This window comes from Micromonospora tarensis, from assembly GCF_016803395.1.
GTDB classification, from domain to species: domain Bacteria; phylum Actinomycetota; class Actinomycetes; order Mycobacteriales; family Micromonosporaceae; genus Micromonospora; species Micromonospora tarensis.
In genome coordinates, this window is sequence record NZ_JAEVHL010000053.1 from 13,001 (window position 1) to 30,951 (window position 17,951).

13 protein-coding genes and 3 pseudogenes are annotated in these 17,951 nt (G+C 73.1%); 7 read left to right on the plus strand and 9 right to left on the minus strand.

What is annotated here, in order from left to right; all coding sequences use genetic code 11:
* Window positions 1-20: 20 nt before the first annotated feature.
* From JM949_RS13500 to JM949_RS13520, 5 genes are all read right to left on the minus strand, one after another.
* Window positions 21-1,685, minus strand: a complete 1,665-nt coding sequence (locus tag JM949_RS13500; RefSeq protein ID WP_203148850.1) for an acyclic terpene utilization AtuA family protein — start codon at window positions 1,683-1,685, stop codon at window positions 21-23.
* Complete coding sequence (locus tag JM949_RS13505; RefSeq protein ID WP_203148851.1) at window positions 1,682-2,479, minus strand: TIGR03084 family metal-binding protein; 798 nt, start codon at window positions 2,477-2,479, stop codon at window positions 1,682-1,684. The genes JM949_RS13500 and JM949_RS13505 overlap by 4 nt, the downstream gene beginning before the upstream one ends.
* A 37-nt stretch (window positions 2,480-2,516) precedes the next feature.
* Window positions 2,517-3,122, minus strand: a complete 606-nt coding sequence (locus JM949_RS13510) for a TetR/AcrR family transcriptional regulator (RefSeq protein ID WP_203148852.1) — start codon at window positions 3,120-3,122, stop codon at window positions 2,517-2,519.
* 498 nt (window positions 3,123-3,620) lie between these two features.
* The gene (locus JM949_RS13515; protein ID WP_203148853.1) at window positions 3,621-4,364 is read right to left on the minus strand and encodes a metallophosphoesterase family protein; all 744 of its coding nucleotides are present in this window, start codon (window positions 4,362-4,364) and stop codon (window positions 3,621-3,623) included.
* A gap of 107 nt (window positions 4,365-4,471) precedes the next feature.
* Window positions 4,472-5,149 (minus strand): Crp/Fnr family transcriptional regulator, encoded by a 678-nt coding sequence (locus tag JM949_RS13520; protein WP_007073398.1) that lies wholly within the window; start codon window positions 5,147-5,149, stop codon window positions 4,472-4,474.
* 143 nt (window positions 5,150-5,292) lie between these two features.
* Between JM949_RS13520 and JM949_RS13525 the strand changes: the two genes are divergently transcribed.
* From JM949_RS13525 to JM949_RS13550, 6 genes and pseudogenes are all read left to right on the plus strand, one after another.
* Window positions 5,293-6,000: an adenosylcobinamide amidohydrolase gene (locus tag JM949_RS13525; protein WP_203148854.1), complete on the plus strand. Its 708-nt coding sequence runs from the start codon at window positions 5,293-5,295 to the stop codon at window positions 5,998-6,000.
* Between the two features lie 11 nt (window positions 6,001-6,011).
* Complete coding sequence (locus JM949_RS13530; protein ID WP_203148855.1) at window positions 6,012-7,190, plus strand: CapA family protein; 1,179 nt, start codon at window positions 6,012-6,014, stop codon at window positions 7,188-7,190.
* Window positions 7,191-7,231: 41 nt separating this feature from the next.
* A complete protein-coding gene (gene nth / locus JM949_RS13535; RefSeq protein WP_203148856.1) occupies window positions 7,232-8,020 on the plus strand; it encodes an endonuclease III in 789 nt (262 codons plus the stop codon).
* Window positions 8,017-8,671, plus strand: a pseudogene (locus JM949_RS13540) (TlpA family protein disulfide reductase). The gene nth and the pseudogene JM949_RS13540 overlap by 4 nt, the downstream one beginning before the upstream one ends.
* Window positions 8,668-9,359 (plus strand): annotated as a pseudogene (locus tag JM949_RS13545) (NUDIX hydrolase). Before JM949_RS13540 ends, JM949_RS13545 begins: the two co-directional pseudogenes overlap by 4 nt.
* A gap of 63 nt (window positions 9,360-9,422) precedes the next feature.
* A complete protein-coding gene (locus JM949_RS13550) occupies window positions 9,423-10,601 on the plus strand; it encodes a MarP family serine protease (protein WP_203148857.1) in 1,179 nt (392 codons plus the stop codon).
* A gap of 13 nt (window positions 10,602-10,614) precedes the next feature.
* On the opposite strand, the gene JM949_RS13555 is transcribed toward JM949_RS13550, so the two are convergent.
* From JM949_RS13555 to eccCa, 4 genes are all read right to left on the minus strand, one after another.
* Window positions 10,615-11,322: a phosphatase PAP2 family protein gene (locus JM949_RS13555; protein WP_203148858.1), complete on the minus strand. Its 708-nt coding sequence runs from the start codon at window positions 11,320-11,322 to the stop codon at window positions 10,615-10,617.
* A gap of 37 nt (window positions 11,323-11,359) precedes the next feature.
* On the minus strand, window positions 11,360-12,151 hold the full coding sequence (locus tag JM949_RS13560) for a phosphatase PAP2 family protein (RefSeq protein WP_203148859.1): 792 nt from the start codon (window positions 12,149-12,151) through the stop codon (window positions 11,360-11,362).
* 52 nt (window positions 12,152-12,203) lie between these two features.
* Entirely contained in the window at window positions 12,204-13,544 is a 1,341-nt protein-coding gene (gene mycP, locus JM949_RS13565; RefSeq protein ID WP_203148860.1) for a type VII secretion-associated serine protease mycosin, read from the minus strand.
* Window positions 13,545-13,618: 74 nt separating this feature from the next.
* The gene (gene eccCa, locus JM949_RS13570; RefSeq protein WP_203148861.1) at window positions 13,619-17,602 is read right to left on the minus strand and encodes a type VII secretion protein EccCa; all 3,984 of its coding nucleotides are present in this window, start codon (window positions 17,600-17,602) and stop codon (window positions 13,619-13,621) included.
* Window positions 17,603-17,703: 101 nt separating this feature from the next.
* Here eccCa and JM949_RS13575 point away from each other — a divergent pair.
* A pseudogene (locus JM949_RS13575) lies at window positions 17,704-17,951 on the plus strand (EsaB/YukD family protein); the annotation flags it as partial.

Consider the following 17,951-nt stretch of genomic DNA (forward strand, 5'->3'; position numbering starts at 1 on the left):
GCCCGGCTCACTCCTCGCGCTCACGGCGTCACCTCCGCCGGCAGGTCGACGACTCGGGCGCGCAGCAGCTCACCGAGCGCCTTGGCCTGCGGGTCGAACCGGGTGGAGGCGGCCACCCCCGCGCCGAGCAGGCCCTCGATCACGAAGTTCAACGCGCGCAGGTTCGGCAACTCGTAGCGCCGCACCGACAGCGGCGCGGTCTCCGGCAGCAACTCGGCCAGCCGCTCGACCGTCAACCAGGTGCGCAGCCACCCGTACCCGGCGTCGGAACGGGCCCAGACGCCGAGGTTGGCGTCCCCGCCCTTGTCCCCGGAGCGCGCACCCGTCACCTCGCCGAGTGCACCCCGGCGGGTCGGGCCATCCACCACCACGTCGTCGCCCGGGGCTGTCTCGTCAGGTGCGACGGGTGCGGTGCGGGTAGGTGGGGCGATCGGTACCCGCTCGCCGCCGGGCAGCACCGCCACGTGCGACACCGCGTCCTGCGGTACCGCATCGGCGGTGAAGACGCCGTACGGTGTCGCGTCGCCCGGCACTGTGGTCAGCGTGCAACCGGGGTACGAGGCCAGCGCCAGCTCCACCGCGGCGGCCGAGAACGCCCGTCCGGCCCGGGCCCGGTCACCGTCGCGCAGGTGTACGTGCAGCAGGGCACTCGCCGCCTCGGTGTCGGCGGCATCCGGGTGGTCGGTCCGGGCCAGCGTGCACTCCAGCCCGTCAGTGCCCACCGCCTCCTCGATCTGCCCCCGGACCAGGGCGGCCTTGGCCTCGACGTCGAGTCCGCAGAGGACGAACGTCATCGAGTTGCGGAAGCCACCGAGGTTGTTGATCCCCACCTTGAGCGTGGCCGGCGGCGGCGTCCCCCGGACGCCGGAGACCCGGACCCGGTCCGGCCCGTCGGGACGCAGCGTGACCGTGTCCAGTCGGGTGACCACGTCCGGCCCCAGGTACGACGGCCCGGCGATCTCGTAGAGCAGTTGGGCGGTGACCGTCTCCACGGTGACCGCGCCGCCGGTGCCCGGATGCTTGGTGAGCACCGATGAGCCGTCGGGGTGCACCTCGGCGATCGGGAACCCGGGCCGGTGCCCGCCGTCGGGCAGTTCGGTGAAGAAGCTGAAGTTGCCGCCGGTGACCTGTGCGCCGCACTCGACGAGGTGCCCCGCGACGGTGGCTCCGGCCAGTTCGTCGAGGTCGTCGCGGTGCCACCCGTACCGGGCGATGGCCGGCCCGACCACCAGTGACGCGTCGGTGACCCGGCCGGTGACCACCACGTCCGCGCCGACGTCGAGGCAGGCGGCGATCCCGAACGCGCCGAGGTAGGCGTTGGCGCTCAACGCGTCCGGTCGGGGGATCGTGTCGCCCTCGACGTACCCGACCCGGGCCGGCAGGCCGAGTCGGTCGGCGAGCTTCTCGATGGCGGCGGCGAGGCCAGCCGGGTTCAACCCGCCGGCGTTGGTCACGATCCGCACCCCCCGGTCGAGGGCGGTGCCGAGACACGTCTCCAGCTGCCGCAGGAACGTCTTCGCGAAGCCCAGGTCGCTGTCGCGCAGCCGGTCCCGAGCGAGGATCAACATGGTCAACTCGGCCAGGTAGTCGCCGGTCAGCACGTCCAACTCGCCGCCGTCGAGCATCTCCCGCCAGGCGGTGAACCGGTCGCCGTAGAAGCCGGAGGCGTTGCCGATGCGGATCATGCGAGGACTCCGCTCGGGCCGGCCGGTTCGCGGCCGGCACCGGGCGGGCCGGCGAACGCCTGTGCCACGTCGAGCCACTCGTCGGCGACCGGGCCGGTGGCGACCAGGGCGAGGTCCGCGCGGTGCCGGCGCTGGGTGACCAGCAGGCAGAAGTCCCGAGCCGGGCCGGTGAGCCGGTCGGCGGCGTCCGCCGGACCCCAGCTCCAGGTGTCGCCGCCGGGCCCGACCAGCTCGACCCGGACCGGCGTCGTCGGTGCCACCCGGCCGTGCGCGGCGAAACCGTGCCCGAGGGTACGCACGCCCAGGTGGGCCACGTGCCGGAGCCGGTCGCTGTCCGGGCGGACCACGCCGAGGGCGTCGGCGACGTCGGCACCGTGCGCCCAGGTCTCCATGATCCGGGCGGTCGCCATCGAGGTGGCCGACATCCGGGTGCCGTACCAGGGCAGCTTCTCGCCGGACGGGACGGCGGCCAGCGCGTCGACGAGCGCGTTCCGCCCGGCCCGCCAGCGGGCGAGCAACTCGGCCGGTGGGGCGAGGAACTCCTCGGCGCCGACGTCGACGAGTCGGGTCACGTCCGGCGCGGCGGTCACCGTCGCGTAGAACGCCTCGTGGTCGGTGGCGCTCAGCAGCGCGACGTGGTCGGTCCAGGCGAGGTGGGCGATCTGGTGCCCGACGCTCCAACCCGGCGCGGGGGTCCGCTTCGCCCAGTCGGTGGCGGGCACTGCGGCCACCAGGGTGTCCAGTTCGGCGGACTCGTCGGCCAGGTCGGTGAGCAGGTCGCTGAGATCGACCATGGTGCCTCCGGTCGGTGCTGGCCGGTGCGGCCGGCGGTCAGGGCGTGAGCAGAGTGGTGAGCTGCCGCTTCCAGGTGGTCAACAGGGCGGCGCGGCGCGCCGAGTCGTCGCTGAGCAGGTTGGCCACCCCGAGCCCGCGCATCAGGTCGAGGGTGGCCTGCACCGCTTCGCGGACGCCGGGTCGACGCTCGTCGACACCGAGCAGGGCGACGGTGAGCCGGTGCATCTCCCGGCCGACGGTCGCCTCCAGCGGCACCAGGGCGTCCCGGAGTTCCCGGTCGGTACGCGCGGCGACCCAGAGTTCGAGCGCGGCCACGAACAACGGCCCGGTGAACGCCATCGCGAGCAGGTCGATCACCCGATCGAGTCGCTGTGCGCCGGCCGGCAGCGCCCCGGCCTCGGAGCGCAGCTCGTCGGCCCGCCGTTCGGCCAGATGGCCCACGGCGGCCGTCACCAGTGCCGCCTTCGTCGGGTAGTGATGCAGTTGAGCACCCCGGGAAACACCGGCGCGTGCGGCGACCACGGTGGCGGTGGTGTTCGACCAACCGTGCTCGATCAGGCAGTCGACGGTCGCCTCCAGCAGCCGGGCCTGGGTGGCGCGGCTGCGTTCCTGCTGGGGGACACGCGTCGATGCGGGGGGCACCCGAACAGCCTGCGGTCTGAGAAACAAACAGTCAAGCTTGACTTTTTAAGGGCCGATGCCGGGTGTGGCAGCGGCGCGGCCTCGCGACGGCCTCAGCAGGTTGGCGCGCTATGGAGCTGATGTCACAAACGATTCAGCCGCCCGATCACCCCGGGCCGCCGTCGCTCACCCGACCCCGCCGGCCTGTCGTCCGTCCGCCGATGTTCCTCGGCCTGCCGTCCGCCGATGTCCGTCGGCCTGCCGTCCGCTGATGTTCCTCGGCCTGCCGTCCGCTGATGTTCCTCGGCCTGCCGTCCGTCCGCCGATGTCCGTCGGCCTGCCGTCCGTCCGCCGATGTCCGTCGGCTCGTTGTCCGGTGTCGGCCCTTTGATGTCGTAAGCGATTCAGCTCGAAAGGCAACTCAACCAACATCCCCGGCCGCTGCCCCTGGCGGTCGACGGCCGGCGCACCGCGACGGGTGTCTCAGCGGTCGCCTCAGCGGTCGCCTCAGCGGTCGCCTCAGCGGCCGTCGCGCGGGCCGAAGACGGCCAGCGCGTCGGCGTCGCTGTGCTGGGAGCGCACGTACTCGTCGGCCCAGGCGGCGGCGTCGGGGAAGGTCGATTCGGCGGCCACCCGGGCGCACGCCGCGTCCACGTCGAAGGCGGTGCGGCGCAGCTGGACGCCCGGCCCGAGCAGTGCCCACCACGCGCCCGCGCCCCCGTACGGCATGCCGATGCTGCCCGGATTGACCACCAGACGTCGATCGACCAGCCGAGTGAAGGGCATGTGGGTGTGGCCGCAGACCACCGTGGTGACCTCGGCCGGGAGGCCGGCGAACACCTCGGCCCAACGCGACATCCGGGAGTCGACGAGCACGACCTCCTCGTCGTCACGAGGGGTCGCGTGACAGAACAGTGTCGACCCGAGGCCGTCGATCTCGAACGTCGCCGTCGCCGGCAGGGCCGCGAGGCGGGCCAGCTGATCGTCGCGGAGCTGCCCGCCGGCCCAGTTGGACACCTCGAAAGCGGCGGGCCGGCCGGCCCGCGCGTCGACCAGCTCACGTTCGCAGTTGCCGCCCACCCAGCAGACCCGGTCACCCAGGTCGGCGAGCACGTCCAGCACCTCGACCGGCTGCGGGCCGGACGCGATGTCGCCGGTCAGCACGATGAGGTCGGCGGCGGCGACGTCCGGTTCGGCCAGCACGGCCTCCAGTGCGGGCAGTACGCCGTGGATGTCGGAGAGCACCGCGACTCTGTTCACCATGGCCCCAGCCTCACCGCTTCGGCCGCCCCGAGCCAGCATTTCTGCGCCGGGCAGACGAAACGTCCCCGCCGTCCGTCGGTGACGGGTGGCGGGGACGGACGTACCGCTCAGACGCGGGCGCGACGGGCCAGGCGCTCCGGGTCCAGGATGATGATGCTCTTACCGTCCAGCCGCAGCCAGCCGCGCGAGGCGAAGTCGGCCAGCGCCTTGTTGACGGTCTCCCGGGAGGCGCCGACCAGCTGGGCGATCTCCTCCTGGGTGAGGTCGTGGGTCACCCGCAGGACGCCGCCGTCGCGGGTGCCGAACCGGCCCGCCATCTGGAGCAGGTTCTTGGCGACCCGACCCGGCACGTCCGTGAAGATCAGGTCGGCGAGCGAGTCGTTGGTCCGGCGCAGCCGCCGGGCCAGCACCCGGAGCAACTGCTCGGCGATCTCCGGCCGGTTGTTCAGCCACGGCCGCAGCGCCTGCTTGCGCAGCCGCACCAGCCGGGTGTCGGTCACCGCCGTGGCGGTCGCCGTACGCGGACCCGGGTCGAAGAGCGACAGCTCTCCCACCATGTCCGACGGCCCCATCACCGCGATCAGGTTCTGCCGGCCGTCCGCCGCGCGGCGACCAACCTTGATCTTCCCGGACAGCAGGATGTAGAGGCTGTCACCGGGCTCGCCCTCATTGAAGACGACCTCGCCCTTGCGGACCTCGATCGTCTCCATCTCCTTGGCGAGCGCCTCGGCAGCTTCCGGGTCGACACCCTGGAAGATCCCGCTGCGGGCCAGTACCTCGTCCATTGCGCACCTCCGGTTGCGCGTGCCGTCCGTCGGCCGGGGCCGCCGTCCGCTGATCCCCTCGCGCGCCGCCAAGTCTAGGCGCACGTGAGCATGAATCAGAGGTCGCCCCTGGAATCGTGATCGGTGGGCGTAACCTGCCCGACGTGCTGAGCGAGCCGATTCTGACCAGCCGCGCCGAAGACGGGCGACCCGTCCCACTGCTCGTCTGGCGCGCGGGCGTGCCCCTCCGGGCGATCAGCAGCGGCCCGCTGGGCGGTGGCATCGGGATCCGACGCTGGGTGCTCAACGCGACCGTTCCGATGTCGTACGACCGGGACGACCCGGCCGCGCACCTGGCCTCGCTCGCCGCCGAGCTGGCCCTCGACGGGCCCGGGGTCGGTCTGCTGACCGGCGTCGATGTGGCCGAGGTGGTGGCGCAGGCCGATACCGGGGTGCGGGCCTGGGCGACGGTCGGGCTCGGCACGCCGGTGCTCGCCGCCGCCCCGGCGCCGGCCGCGCTCGTCCCGCGCGTCGGCACGGTCAACATCGTGGTGTACGTGCCGGCCCGGCTCGCCGACTCGGCACTGGTCAACGCGGTCGCCACCGCCACCGAGGCGAAGAGTCAGGCGATCGTCGAGTTGGGGGTGCCGGGGACCGGCACCCCGACCGACGCGGTCACAGTGCTCTGCCCGGTGGACGGGCCGGAGGCCGCGTACGGTGGGCCGCGCTCCACCTGGGGCGCCCCGCTCGCCCGGGCGGTGCACGCCGCGGTGCTGGCCGGGGGTGCCCGGCCGGTCGTGCCCTGGTCTGAGCAGGTCAGCCGCCGAAAGTCCACCCGATCGGCTGGGGTCGGCGCGTTTAACGACCGGTAGGGTCGCGGGCGATGTACGCTCCCGCCTCCCTCGTGTCTCGCCCGCGTCGCCGGATCGCCCTCGGCCTCGCCGCGCTGCTGGCTGCCCTCCTCGTCGCCGGCTGCGCCGACACCGGCGGCTCGAATCCCGTCTGGCAGCCCGGTGCCGGAGGCGGTGGCACCGGCGCGCCGGTCGCCACGGCCGGCCCGAAGGCCACCGGCTCGGACGCCTCCGGTCAGGGCGGCGCGATCTCGCTCTCCGCCACCGGCGACATCATCATGGGCAACGCGCCGAGTCGACTGCCGGCCGCCGGCGGTAAGGGCTTCTTCGACTCGGTCACCGGGGCGCTCAAGGCCGACCTGGTGATGGGCAACCTGGAGGAGCCGTTGACGGTGGACACCGGCACCGGCAAGTGCGGGGCCAACTCCACCCGCTGCTTCCAGTTCCGGGCCCCGCCGGAGTACGCCGCGCACCTGCGCGACGCCGGCTTCGACGTGCTCAACCAGGCCAACAACCACGGCTACGACTACGGGCCGAAGGGCTACGAGAACACCCAGAAGGCGCTGCGGAAGTACGACCTGGAGCACACCGGCGCGCCGGACGAGATCACCGTGGTCGACGTCAAGGGCGTCAAGGTCGCGGTGGCCGGCTTCTCGTCGTACGTCTGGTCCAACAGCCTGGTCGACATCGCCAAGGCGAAGACGGTGGTCGCCAAGGCGGCCACCATGGCCGACCTGGTCGTGGTGCAGGTGCACATGGGCGGCGAGGGTGCGGACAAGACCCGGGTGAAGCCGGGCACCGAGATGTTCCTGGGCGAGAACCGGGGCGACCCGGTGAAGTTCTCGCACGCCATGATCGACGCTGGCGCCGACCTGATCGTCGGGCACGGCCCGCACGTGCTGCGGGGGATGGAGTTCTACCAGGGGCGTCTGATCGCGTACAGCCTGGGCAACTTCGCCGGCGGCGGCAACTCGCTGAGCAACACCGGTCGGCTCGGCTGGGGCGGCGTGCTGAAGGTGTCGCTCAAGCCGGACGGCGGCTGGGCCGGGGGCTCGTTCACCTCGACGTACATGAACTCGGCAGGCAAGCCGACGATGGACCCGGACAACCGGGGCCTCGGTCTGGTCACCGAGCTGAGCCGTACCGACTTCCCCAGGGGCGGCGCCCGGCTCGACGGGCAGGGCAAGATCTCGCCGCCGACCGGCGACTGACCCGAGGAGGACAGTCCGGGGCGCGACGTAGGCTGATCGTCGTGACCAGTAGCCCTCCCGGTGCCAGCGAAACCGACCTCGGGCGCAAACGCCGTGCCCGCAAGATCGGCCGGGTGCTGGCCGAGACGCATCCCGACGCGCATTGTGAGCTGGACCACACCAATGCCCTGGAGTTGGCCGTCGCCACCATCCTCTCCGCGCAGTGCACGGACAAGAAGGTCAACGAGGTCACCCCGAAGCTCTTCGCCCGCTATCCCAACGCCGCCGCGTACGCCGGGGCCGACCGGGCCGAGATGGAAGAGCTGATCCGGCCCACCGGCTTCTACCGCAACAAGACCGACTCGCTGCTCAAGCTCGGCCAGGCCCTGCTGGACCGCTACGACGGCAGGGTCCCCGGCCGGCTCGTCCACCTGGTCACGCTGCCGGGCATCGGCCGTAAGACCGCCAACGTGATCCTTGGCAACGCCTTCGACGTCCCGGGGATCACCGTCGACACGCACTTCCAGCGGCTGGTCCACCGGTGGCGGCTGACCACCGAGACTGACCCGGTCAAGATCGAGCACGCGATCGGCGCGCTGTACGAGAAGCGCGACTGGACCATGCTGTCGCACCGGATCATCTTCCACGGTCGGCGGGTCTGTCACGCCCGCAAGCCCGCCTGCGGCTCGTGCACGCTCGCGAAGCTCTGCCCGTCGTACGGCACCGGCCCGACCGAGCCGACGGCCGCCGTCAAGCTGCTCAAGGGCCCCCGGGCGCGTGACCTCGCGGTGGCCGCCGGGGTCGACCCGGAGCTGGTGCCCGCGCAGGCGGTCGCTGCGGAGGTGCCGTGAACCGGCGCCTCGTACCGGTGATCCTGCCGTTGCTGCTGGCCCTCGCCGGCTGCACCAGCGGCGCGGCCGACGACGACCCGGCCCCCCGTCCGGCCGCCGCTGAGCGACCATCGCCGTTCCGGGACTGGCTCCACGCTGAGCACACCGCCCACGGCCGCGTCGCCCGGCTCCGGCACGACCGCCGCCACCACGCCGGCCACGACCGCCCCCGCCGCGGCGGCTGGCGGTCGGGCGCTGCCGGAGTTGACGCTGGCCTGCTTCACCGGCGGCGCACCCGTCGCCCTACGGGATGTGGCCGGGCCGGTGGTGATCAACGTGTGGGCCTCGTGGTGCCCGCCGTGTCAGAAGGAGCTGCCCGCCTTCCAGCGTCTCAGCGAGCGGGCCGCCGGTCAGCTCCAGGTGCTCGGAGTCAACAGCCGGGACACGCGCAGCGCGGCCCAGTCCATCGGTGAGGACTTCGGCATCCGGTTCCCGATCCTGGTCGACCAGGGTGAGGCGCTGCAACGCGAGCTGGAGCGGATGTTCTTCCCCATGACCATCTTCGTCGACGCCGACGGCCGGATCCGACACATCGACGCCAGCGGCGCGCTCGACGACGCCCAGCTCAGCAAGCTGGTCCGCCAGCACCTCGGCCTGGCGGTGCCGGCGTGACCCGTCGACCGCCCGACTGGATCGAGCCGCTGCTGGCCCGGCTCGGCACCGCCCGCGCCGAGGACTTCACCCGGCTGACCACGCCGGCGCAAGGCGGTCGGGAGAGCGCCGTGCTGGTGCTGCTCGGCGAGCAGCCCGGCGCGGGCCCCGACGTGCTGGTCCTGCAACGCGCCGCCACCCTGCGCAACCACGCCGGCAGCCGGCCTTTCCGGGGGGCGCGGCCGACCCGGAGGACGCCGACGTCCGGGCCACCGCCCTGCGCGAGGCGAACGAGGAGGTCGGCCTCGACCCGGCCAGCGTGACAGTGCTGGCCGAGCTGCCCAAGCTGTGGATTCCGGTCAGCGACTTCGTGGTCACGCCGGTGCTGGCCTGGTGGCACGACCCGCACCCGGTGCACCCCCGGGAGCCGGCCGAGGTGGCACACGTCGCCCGACTGCCGGTCAGCGAGCTGGTCGATCCGGCCAACCGGCTTCGGGTCCGCCACCCCAGTGGCTGGATCGGGCCGGCGTTCTCGGCGCGCGGGATGCTCGTCTGGGGCTTCACCGCCGGGGTGCTCGCCGCCCTGCTGGAGATGGGCGGTTGGGCGCGTCCGTGGTCGCGTGGCCGGGTGGTGGAGCTGCCGCCGACCGGGGCGACTCCGGCGCCGTCGGCCGGCAGCGACGAGGCCGACGAGAACGCCCTGCGCTGACCGCGCGGTCACCATCCGCAAGCGATGGTCATCTGGCGGGCGCACTGCCCGTACGCTTGACCCGTGTCCGTCGTGGATCTCGTCCTGCTGCTGCTCATGCTCGTGTTCGCGATCAGCGGATACCGCCAGGGTTTCGTCATCGGCGTCACGTCGCTGTCCGGCTTCTTCCTGGGCCTGCTGCTGGGCCTCCAGCTCGGGCCGCTGTTCGCCCGGCAGTTCGTGGACGCTGGCACCCGTGTGCTGATCTCACTCGTGGCGATCTTCGGGCTGGCGGTGGTGGGTCAGGCACTCGCCGGCTGGCTCGGCTCGCACCTACGCAAGACGATCACCAGCGACGTGGGCAGACGGATCGACGACGTCGGCGGGGCGTTCGTCTCACTGTTCGCGGTGCTCCTGCTCGCCTGGCTGGTCGCCGTGCCGCTCGGCTCGTCCTCGGTGCCCTGGCTCGCCGCGTCGGTGCGCAACAGCGCGTTGATCACGGTGGTCAACCGGGTCCTACCGGAGCAGGCGCAGCAGTTGTCCACCGCGTTGGAGGACACCGTCGACACCGACGGCTTCCCGGACGTCTTCGGTGACCTCGCGCCCACCCGGGCCCGGCAGGTCGAGCCGCCCGACCCGGCACTGGCCGGCTCGCAGGTGGTGGTCAACGGTCAGCAGTCCGTCGTCAAGGTGCTCGGTTCCGCGCCCAGCTGCTCACGCCGCATCGAGGGTTCCGGCTTCGTGTACGCCGACGACCGGGTGATGACCAACGCGCACGTCGTCGCCGGCACCCGCTCGGTCGCCGTGGAGCTGGGCGGCGAACGGTACGACGGCAAGGTGGTGGTCTACGACCCGAACCGGGACCTTGCCGTGCTGCTCGTGCCCGGGCTACCCGGCCCGTCCCTGCGGTTCGCCGCCGGCAACGCGGGCAGCGGCTCGGACGCCATCGTGCTCGGGTTCCCGCTCGACGGCCCCTACAACGCGCAGTCGGCACGGATCCGCGACGTCGACCGGATCGAGGGGCCGGACATCTACTCCGCCAACGACGTGACCCGGGAGATCTACACGATCCGGGCGCTGGTCCGCAGCGGCAACTCCGGTGGCCCGCTGCTCTCCGCCAACGGTCTGGTGCTCGGCGTGATCTTCGCGGCGGCCTCCGACGACCCGAACACCGGCTTCGCGGTGACGGCGGCGGAGGCACGCCCGGTGGCGTTGGCCGGCGCCGAGCGCAACCGGCAGGTGGCGACCGGCGAGTGCACCTGAGCGGCGCGCCAGGTCAGCTCGGGGTCGACATGGCGGGCCGTCGCCCGGTCGGCAGCTTGGCCCGCCCCCACCGCACCCCACGGTCCAGCACCGCGCGCGCCATGATCGCGACGCAGGTGCCGCCGTTGAGGAAGGACGCCACCACGTCGCTCGGATGGTGCATCCCCCGATACATCCGGGTCAGCGCCACCCCCAGCGGCACCATCAGCAGCAGCGTCCACCAGGCGACCTTCGCGCCGGTGCGGCGTGCCCGCAGCGCCATCAGCACGGCTATCCCGACATAGAGCGCCACCGCCGCCGAGGTGTGCCCGGACGGGAAGCTCGACGTGGGCGGCGAGACATCCATGTGCTCCACCGCCGGCCGCCGTCGGTCGATCGCGAGCGTGGTCAGCAGGAACACCAGTGCCTGGGCGGTCACGGCCGCGCACAGGAACAGCGGCTCCCGCCAGCGCTTGAGCCAGAGCCGCAGCGCCAACGCGACCAGCACGGTGACCACGACGATCATCTGGGTGCTGGCCAGCGTGCTGAACACCAGCGAGACGTTGTTCCACTCGCCGGTGCGGTCGGCGGCCAACTCCCGGTTCACCGCGTCCTCCATGGTGAACGGCCAGGTCCGGGCGAACACCCGGGTCACCAGCACCCCGAGCAGCACCATGACGCCGAACAGCACTGACACCGGCAGCAGCACCCGCCGGACGATCTGGACCACGGTGTCGGACATGCGTCGGCCAGTACCCCGACAGCAGTGTCGGCACGCCTCAGGTCGCCCCCGGGTGCCGTTCGACCTCAGGAGCGACGCCGTCGCGGGTCGGCCGGACCGGTCGGAGGCCGGTGTGCGCCCGCCAACTGGTGAACGCGGCGGTGGTCGCCGCGACCACGGCCACGCCGAGCAGCCAGCCGCCCAGCACGTCACTGGTGAAGTGCACACCGAGCGCGATCCTGCTCAGCCCGGTCACCACGGTGAGCAGCACCGCGCCGACCCAGAGCGCGGCCCGCGCCACCCCCCGCCCGGCGTACGGCAGGAGCACCAGCAGCAGCACCCCGGCGGCCAGGGTGGCGTTCAGCGCGTGCCCGGAGGGGAACGAGTAGCCGGCGGCCCGCGCCACCGGGTCCAGCAACTCCGGCCGGTCCCGGCCCACGAGCAGCTTGAGCAGCGGACCGACCAGCCCTCCGACGATCATGGTGGTGGCCGCCCAGAGGGCCAGCCGGCGGGCACCCCGACGCAGCAGCCAGACCACCAGGAGCAGGGCGACGGCACGCAGCGGCATCGGCGCGAACACCTCGGTCCAGATCCGCATCAGCACCACCCAGGCCGGGTGGTCCTGCGCATAGCCGTGCAGCGCGTCGGTGACCGCCGTGTCCAGTCGGTGCAGCGGTGCCCAGGCACCGAGCACCAACAGCGTGAGCAGCGCGAAAGGCACCAGCACCAGGAACGCCGCCGCCGTGGCCAGGGTCAGCCGCAGCCCCAGCGAATGGTCCGGATCGAGCCGTCGGCGCCGCCAGGACGGCGGGCTGGCGGGGGCGAGGGTGGGTGGACGACGCGTACGCATGGGTCGGTTCTACCCGACCGGGCTGCCGGTCAGGCCTTCCAGCGGTCGCCGGTCAGCGGACCCGCTGCCGGAAGCGGCGGACCAGCAGGGCGGCACCGCCGAGCAGACCGGCGAGGAGCACGACAGCGGTCCACAGCTGCTTCGGTGCGGACGGATCCTGACCACCCGCCGCCCGGGCCGTCCACCTGCTCTGCTGATGAGGTGCGGAGAGACCGAGCGGGTCGCTGCCGGCGCCGGCCACCGGGCTGTCGTCGGCCGAGCCGGGCGCCGGACCGAAACCGGTCACCCCCGGCGACGTCTGATCGTCCAACGGGTTGACGGTCACCGGCGGCACGTCAGCGGTCAACGCGGCCACCGGGTCGACCACGCCGTACCCGAAGCGGTCGTCGCGCCCGGTCGGGCCGATGTCCCGGGCGGTGGCCAGCAACCGGTTGACCACCTCACCCGCCGGCATCTGTGGATAGCGGGACCGGACCAGCGCGGCGGTGGCCGTCACCAGCGGTGCGGCGAAGCTGGTGCCCTGCACCCGCCAGTACCCACCGGGCGGCTTGGCGCCGACCAGCCCGCTGGCGGGAGCGGTGAGCACCGTCGCCCGACCGGTGATCGACCCGGACCACAGGTTGTCGCTGTTGCGTTCGAGGCCGGCGACCGCGATCACGCCCGGCTCGCGGGCCGGGTACCAGACCTTGGCGCTGCTGGAGGTGGCCAGGTTGCCGGTGCAGGCGATCACGACCACGTCCCGGACGAACGCGTAATCCAGGGCAGCGGCCAGGGCCGGGCTGTCGCCACTGCCACCCAACGAAAGGTTGATCACGCGAGCGCCGTTGTCGACCGCCCAGCGCACGCCCTGGGCGACGATCAGCGCGTCGTCGTAGCGGTTGTCCTTGTCGAGCACGCGGACCGGGAGGATCCGGGCGTCCGGCGCCAGGCCGACCACACCCCGTTTGTCGTCGTTGCGCCCGGCGATCAGGCCGGCGACAGTGGTGCCGTGGCCGACCGGGTCCGGACCCGGGCCGCCCTCGGGACCGACCAGGTCCCGGCCGGGCAGCACCTGCCCGACGAGGTCGGGATGCGTGCCGTCCACCCCGGAGTCCACCACGGCCACTGTCACGCCCCGGCCGGTCGAGCTACGCCAGGCCGTCTCGGCCTGCAACTCGTCGAGCTGCCACTGCTCGTCGCGGACCTGATCGGTGCGGGTGACGGCGTCGCCGGGCGCGAACGCCATCGGCGCGCCGGCGAGCTGCCCACCGCGGGTGGGCGTGGCGACGGGGACGGCTGCCGCGGCAGGGGCGACGACGGCGAGCGCCGCAGCCACACCGAGCAGCGCCCGGCCGGTCGCTCGTCGGGTCGCCGACGGACCGCTGCACCGCACCCCAGTCACATCCCCAGCCATTCATCCCGACGGAACCACGACGATCGGAGATTACCGGTTTTCCCACCAGTCACGGGAGGAACTGGCGAGTCAGCTCATGATGGCGACAGTTGGGCGAGCTGGACCAGGCGTACCCCCTCCCGCCTGGTGATCAGTCGACCACGCCCCGGCGGCAGCGGACCCGGCCGCACCGACCCGACGAGCGCGCCCTCCTCGGGGCTGCCCGCCATCACCAGGCCGGCGGTGGACAGCTCCCGCAGCCGCTGCACGATCGGCTCGTACTGGGCGCGGCCCGCGCCGCCCGAGCGGCGGGCCAGCACCAGGTGCAGCCCGATGTCCCGGGCGTGCGGCAGGTGCTCCTCCAACGCGCGCAACGGGTTCGCCGGCCCCGCCGCCACCAGGTCGTAGTCGTCCACCAACACGAACAGCTCCGGCCCGGACCACCAGGACCGGTCCCGCAGCTGCTGCGGAGTGACCTCCGGCCCGGGTGCCCGTCGCTCCAGGTAACCCGCGGCCGACTCGATCAGGTCGGCGGTGTGCGCGGCGGCGGTGCCGTACCCGATCAGGTGTGGCGTCTCGATGGCGCCGAGCAGGCTTCGCCGGTAGTCGACCAGGATCACCCGGGCCTGCTCGGGCGTGAACCGGGTGATGATCGACGTGGCCAGCGCGCGCAGGAACGACGACTTGCCGCACTCCGAATCCCCGAAGACCACGAAATGTGGCTCGGTGGCGAAGTCGAGCAGCACCGGGCGCAGGTCCGCCTCCGCGATTCCGATCGGCAGCCGCAGCCCGGTGGTGGCGGCGAGGTCCAGATCGGCGTACGGCAGCACCTCAGGCAGCAGCCGGACCCTTGGCGCCGGTGCACCCACCCACCCGTCGGCGGCACGTTTCACCAGGTCGGCAGTGTCCCCACCGGAGGCACCGAGCTGGGGTAGCGCGGTGAGGAAGTGCAGGCTCTCGGCGGTCACCCCCCGGCCCGGGCGCTCCGGCACGTTGGCGGCGGCACGCCGGGCCACCAGCGAGTCGGCCGGGTCGCCGAGACGCAGCTCCAGCCGGGAGCCGAACAGGTCCCGGATCGCCGGACGGAAGTCCAGCCAGCGCAGCGCGGTGGCGACGACGTGCACGCCGTACGACAGGCCCCGGGTGGCCAGGTCGGTGACCAGTGGCTCCAGGTCGTCGTACTCACCGCGAATGGTGCTCCAGCCGTCGATCACCAGGAACACGTCGCCGAACGGGTCGGCACCCGGCTGGCTGCCCGCCCCCGCCGCGGCCCGGCGCTGCCGGAACGCGGCCATCGACTCCACGCCCAACTCCGCGAAGCGGCGTTCCCGATCGGCCAACAGGGTGGTCATCTCGCCGACGGTCCGTCGCACGGCGGTCGGGTCGGCCCGACCGGTCACCCCGCCCACGTGCGGCAGGTCGCGCAGCGCGGCCAGCCCGCCGCCACCGAAGTCGAGACAGTAGACCTGCACCTCGGCGGGGGTGTGGGTGAGCGCCAGCGCGCAGATCAGCGTGCGCAGGGCGGTGGACTTGCCGCTCTGTGGCGCACCGACCACCGCGACGTGCCCGGCCGCGCCGTCCAACGCCAGCCAGAGCAGGTCGCGACGCTGCTCCAACGGTTTGTCCACGACCGCCAGCGGCACGCCGAGTGCGCCGTGCAGCTCCGGGTTGCCCACGGTGAGCCCCCGCTTCGGGTCCACCTCCACCGGGCCGAGCAGTTCGTCCAGGGCCGGCGGCTGACCGAGCGGTGGGAGCCAGACCTGGTGGGCCGGTGGACCCTGCCCGACGAGCCGGTCCACCAGCAGGTCGAGCAGCGTCTCCCGGCCCTCCTCCTCGGCCGGGACGGGCGCGGCCGAGGCCGCCGGCTCGGGCACCGGCACGACGTGGGTGGTGAAGGTGAGCAGCCGCGCGCCCCCGGCCGCGGTGCCGCCGTCCGGCGCGGCCCGCCGACGGACCGCACCGGAGACGTACGCGGCCTTGAACCGGGCCAGCGGGTCGGTGCCGGCGCGCAGGTAGCCGTGCCCCGGAGAGCGGGGCAGTTCGTGCGCGTCGGCCACCCCGAGCACGGTGCGGGACTCCAACGCGGAGAAGGTACGCAACCCGATCCGGTACGAGAGGTGGGTGTCCAACCCACGCAGCCGCCCCTCCTCCAGCCGCTGGCTGGCCAGCAGCAGGTGCACGCCGAGCGACCGGCCCAGCCGGCCGATCTGCACGAACAGGTCGATGAAGTCGGGCTTGGCGGAGAGCAGCTCGGAGAACTCGTCGCAGATCAGCAGCAGCGACGGCAGCGGGGCCAACGGGCTGCCGGCCGCCCGGGCCCGTTCGTAGTCGCGCACGCTGGCGAAGTTGCCGGCGCGCCGCAGCAGCTCCTGACGACGGACCAGCTCCCCGTTGATGGCGTCCACCATCCGGTCGACCAGGGGCAACGCGTCGGCCAGGTTGGTGATCACGGCCGCGGTGTGCGGCAGCCGGTCGAACGGGGCGAAGGTGGCACCGCCCTTGAAGTCGACAAGCACGAAGTTGAGCTGCTCGGAGCTGTGCGTGGCGGCGAGCCCCAGCACCAGCGTGCGGAGCAGCTCGGACTTGCCGGAGCCGGTCGCCCCGATGAGCAGGCCGTGCGGGCCCATGCCGTCCTGGGCGGACTCCTTGAGGTCCAGCTCGATCGCACCGCCGTCCGCACCCACCCCGATGGGCACCCGCAAACGGTCCCGGGCCGAGCGCGGCAGCCAACCCTGGTCCGCCGTGAAGCTCTCCGGGTCGCCGAGACCGAGCAGCTCGGGAAGGCCCAGATCGGCCTGGAGCGGGGCGTCCGGCCCGCGGGCCGCACCGGCGAGCCGCAGCGGCGCCAACCGTCGGGCCACCGCTTCGGCGTCGGCCAGCTCCAACTGGTCGGCGGTGCCCACCTCGGCGTGCCCGTCCGACGACCACGAGTGCAGCCGCCGGCCGTGCAGCTCCAGCAGCAGGGCGTACCGGTCCAGCAGCCGAGGCGGCGGCGTGTCCAGGTCCAGCACGGTGACCGCGTCGATGCCGCCGTCACCGGTCAGGTCACTGGCGCCGGTGAGGTCCCCGCCGTCCAGGACGACCACCACGTGCGGGCCGTCGGTGGCCGGACCGGTCGGGCTGAACCGGGACCGGCTGGCCAGCACGTCGGCGAGCAGCCCTTCCAGTTCGGCGGCGGAGCTGGTGACCAGTCGTACCGGGCCGAGCGCGTCGGTGCGGCCGGGGTGGTGGGCGTGCGGGAGCCACTTCACCCACTCCCAGCAGGCCCGGCGTTCCGGCCCGGCACAGACCGCGACGAGCAGTTCGTCGGGGGCGTGGAAGACCGCCAGTTGGGTCAGCACGGCCCGGACCAGCGCCTGCGCCGCCGGATCACCGGTGGGTGGGCCGCCGGTGGTCGTGGTGGTCGCCCCGGCGCGGCCGGCGGGCCGCACGTGCACCCGGGCGAAGCTGCGCAGCGACAACGCCACCGGCAGGTCCGGCACCACGGAGTACGCGTCCAGGAAGCGACGCAGCGCTCCGGCGGTCATCGGCTCCAGCTCCTCCAACGGGCGGGTGACCGGTGCGACGAGCGGGGTGGCCAGGGTCTGTGGCCCGACGGCGACCCGCACCACCGCGAAGTCCGGGTCGCCGGGGCGGCGCTCCCAGACCCGGTGGCTGTCCACCGTCGACCAGAGCCCGCCCGGATCCGGGTGCCGGTAGTAGAGCCCGGCCCGCTGCTGCCCCGCGGTCCGTCGGACCCGCCGCCGCAGGGTGGCCAGGTGACGCAGGTACTCCCGTCGAGCGGCCATCATCTCGGACTTCTTCGGGGTGCCGGAGGCGCTGCCCCAGGAGGTCACCAGCATCGCCAACGAGGAGAGCCCGAACATGCCGCCCACCACGTACGAGTAGGCACCGCCGCCCCGGCCGAACATCATCGCCATCGCCACCGTGCCGCCGAGCATGGGCAGCAGCATGAGCATCTGCTGCCAACGTCCGCCGGTCACCACCGGAATCTCCGGCGGCGCCTCGACCGGCAGCTCACCACCGGGGATCTCCGGCGCTGGTCGGCGCGGCGGGCGCTTGATGACGACGGTGGACACTCGGCCTCCTGACAGCGCTGGGTAACCCGAGCCTGGCTCATCGTAGGTAAAGTCCTGTCGTCCGCGCAGCCTCCGATCCCAGTCGATATGGAGATCAGTCGATGACTACCGGGCTGGCCCGCGTCACCATCAGCGCGCCGCAACGACGGGTGGACGTCGCCCTGCCGGAGCAGGTGCCCCTGGCCGAGTTGCTGCCCGACGTGCTCCGGCACGCCGGGGTCGGGCTGGCCGACGACGGCGAGCAGCACGGCGGTTGGGTGCTTCGCCGGACCGACGGCGCGCTGCTGGTGAGGCCCAGGCGCTGCTGCCGCAGGGGGTCCGCGACGGCGAGGTGCTGCACCTGGTGCCG

Coding starts and splice junctions, on each gene's coding strand:
- JM949_RS13500 (WP_203148850.1), bottom strand. CDS start 1,685: ATGATCCGCATCGGCAACGCCTCCGGCTTCTACGGCGACCGGTTCACC.
- JM949_RS13505 (WP_203148851.1), bottom strand. CDS start 2,479: ATGGTCGATCTCAGCGACCTGCTCACCGACCTGGCCGACGAGTCCGCC.
- JM949_RS13515 (WP_203148853.1), bottom strand. CDS start 4,364: ATGGTGAACAGAGTCGCGGTGCTCTCCGACATCCACGGCGTACTGCCC.
- JM949_RS13520 (WP_007073398.1), bottom strand. CDS start 5,149: ATGGACGAGGTACTGGCCCGCAGCGGGATCTTCCAGGGTGTCGACCCG.
- JM949_RS13530 (WP_203148855.1), top strand. CDS start 6,012: ATGTACGCTCCCGCCTCCCTCGTGTCTCGCCCGCGTCGCCGGATCGCC.
- JM949_RS13555 (WP_203148858.1), bottom strand. CDS start 11,322: ATGTCCGACACCGTGGTCCAGATCGTCCGGCGGGTGCTGCTGCCGGTG.
- JM949_RS13560 (WP_203148859.1), bottom strand. CDS start 12,151: ATGCGTACGCGTCGTCCACCCACCCTCGCCCCCGCCAGCCCGCCGTCC.
- mycP (WP_203148860.1), bottom strand. CDS start 13,544: ATGGCTGGGGATGTGACTGGGGTGCGGTGCAGCGGTCCGTCGGCGACC.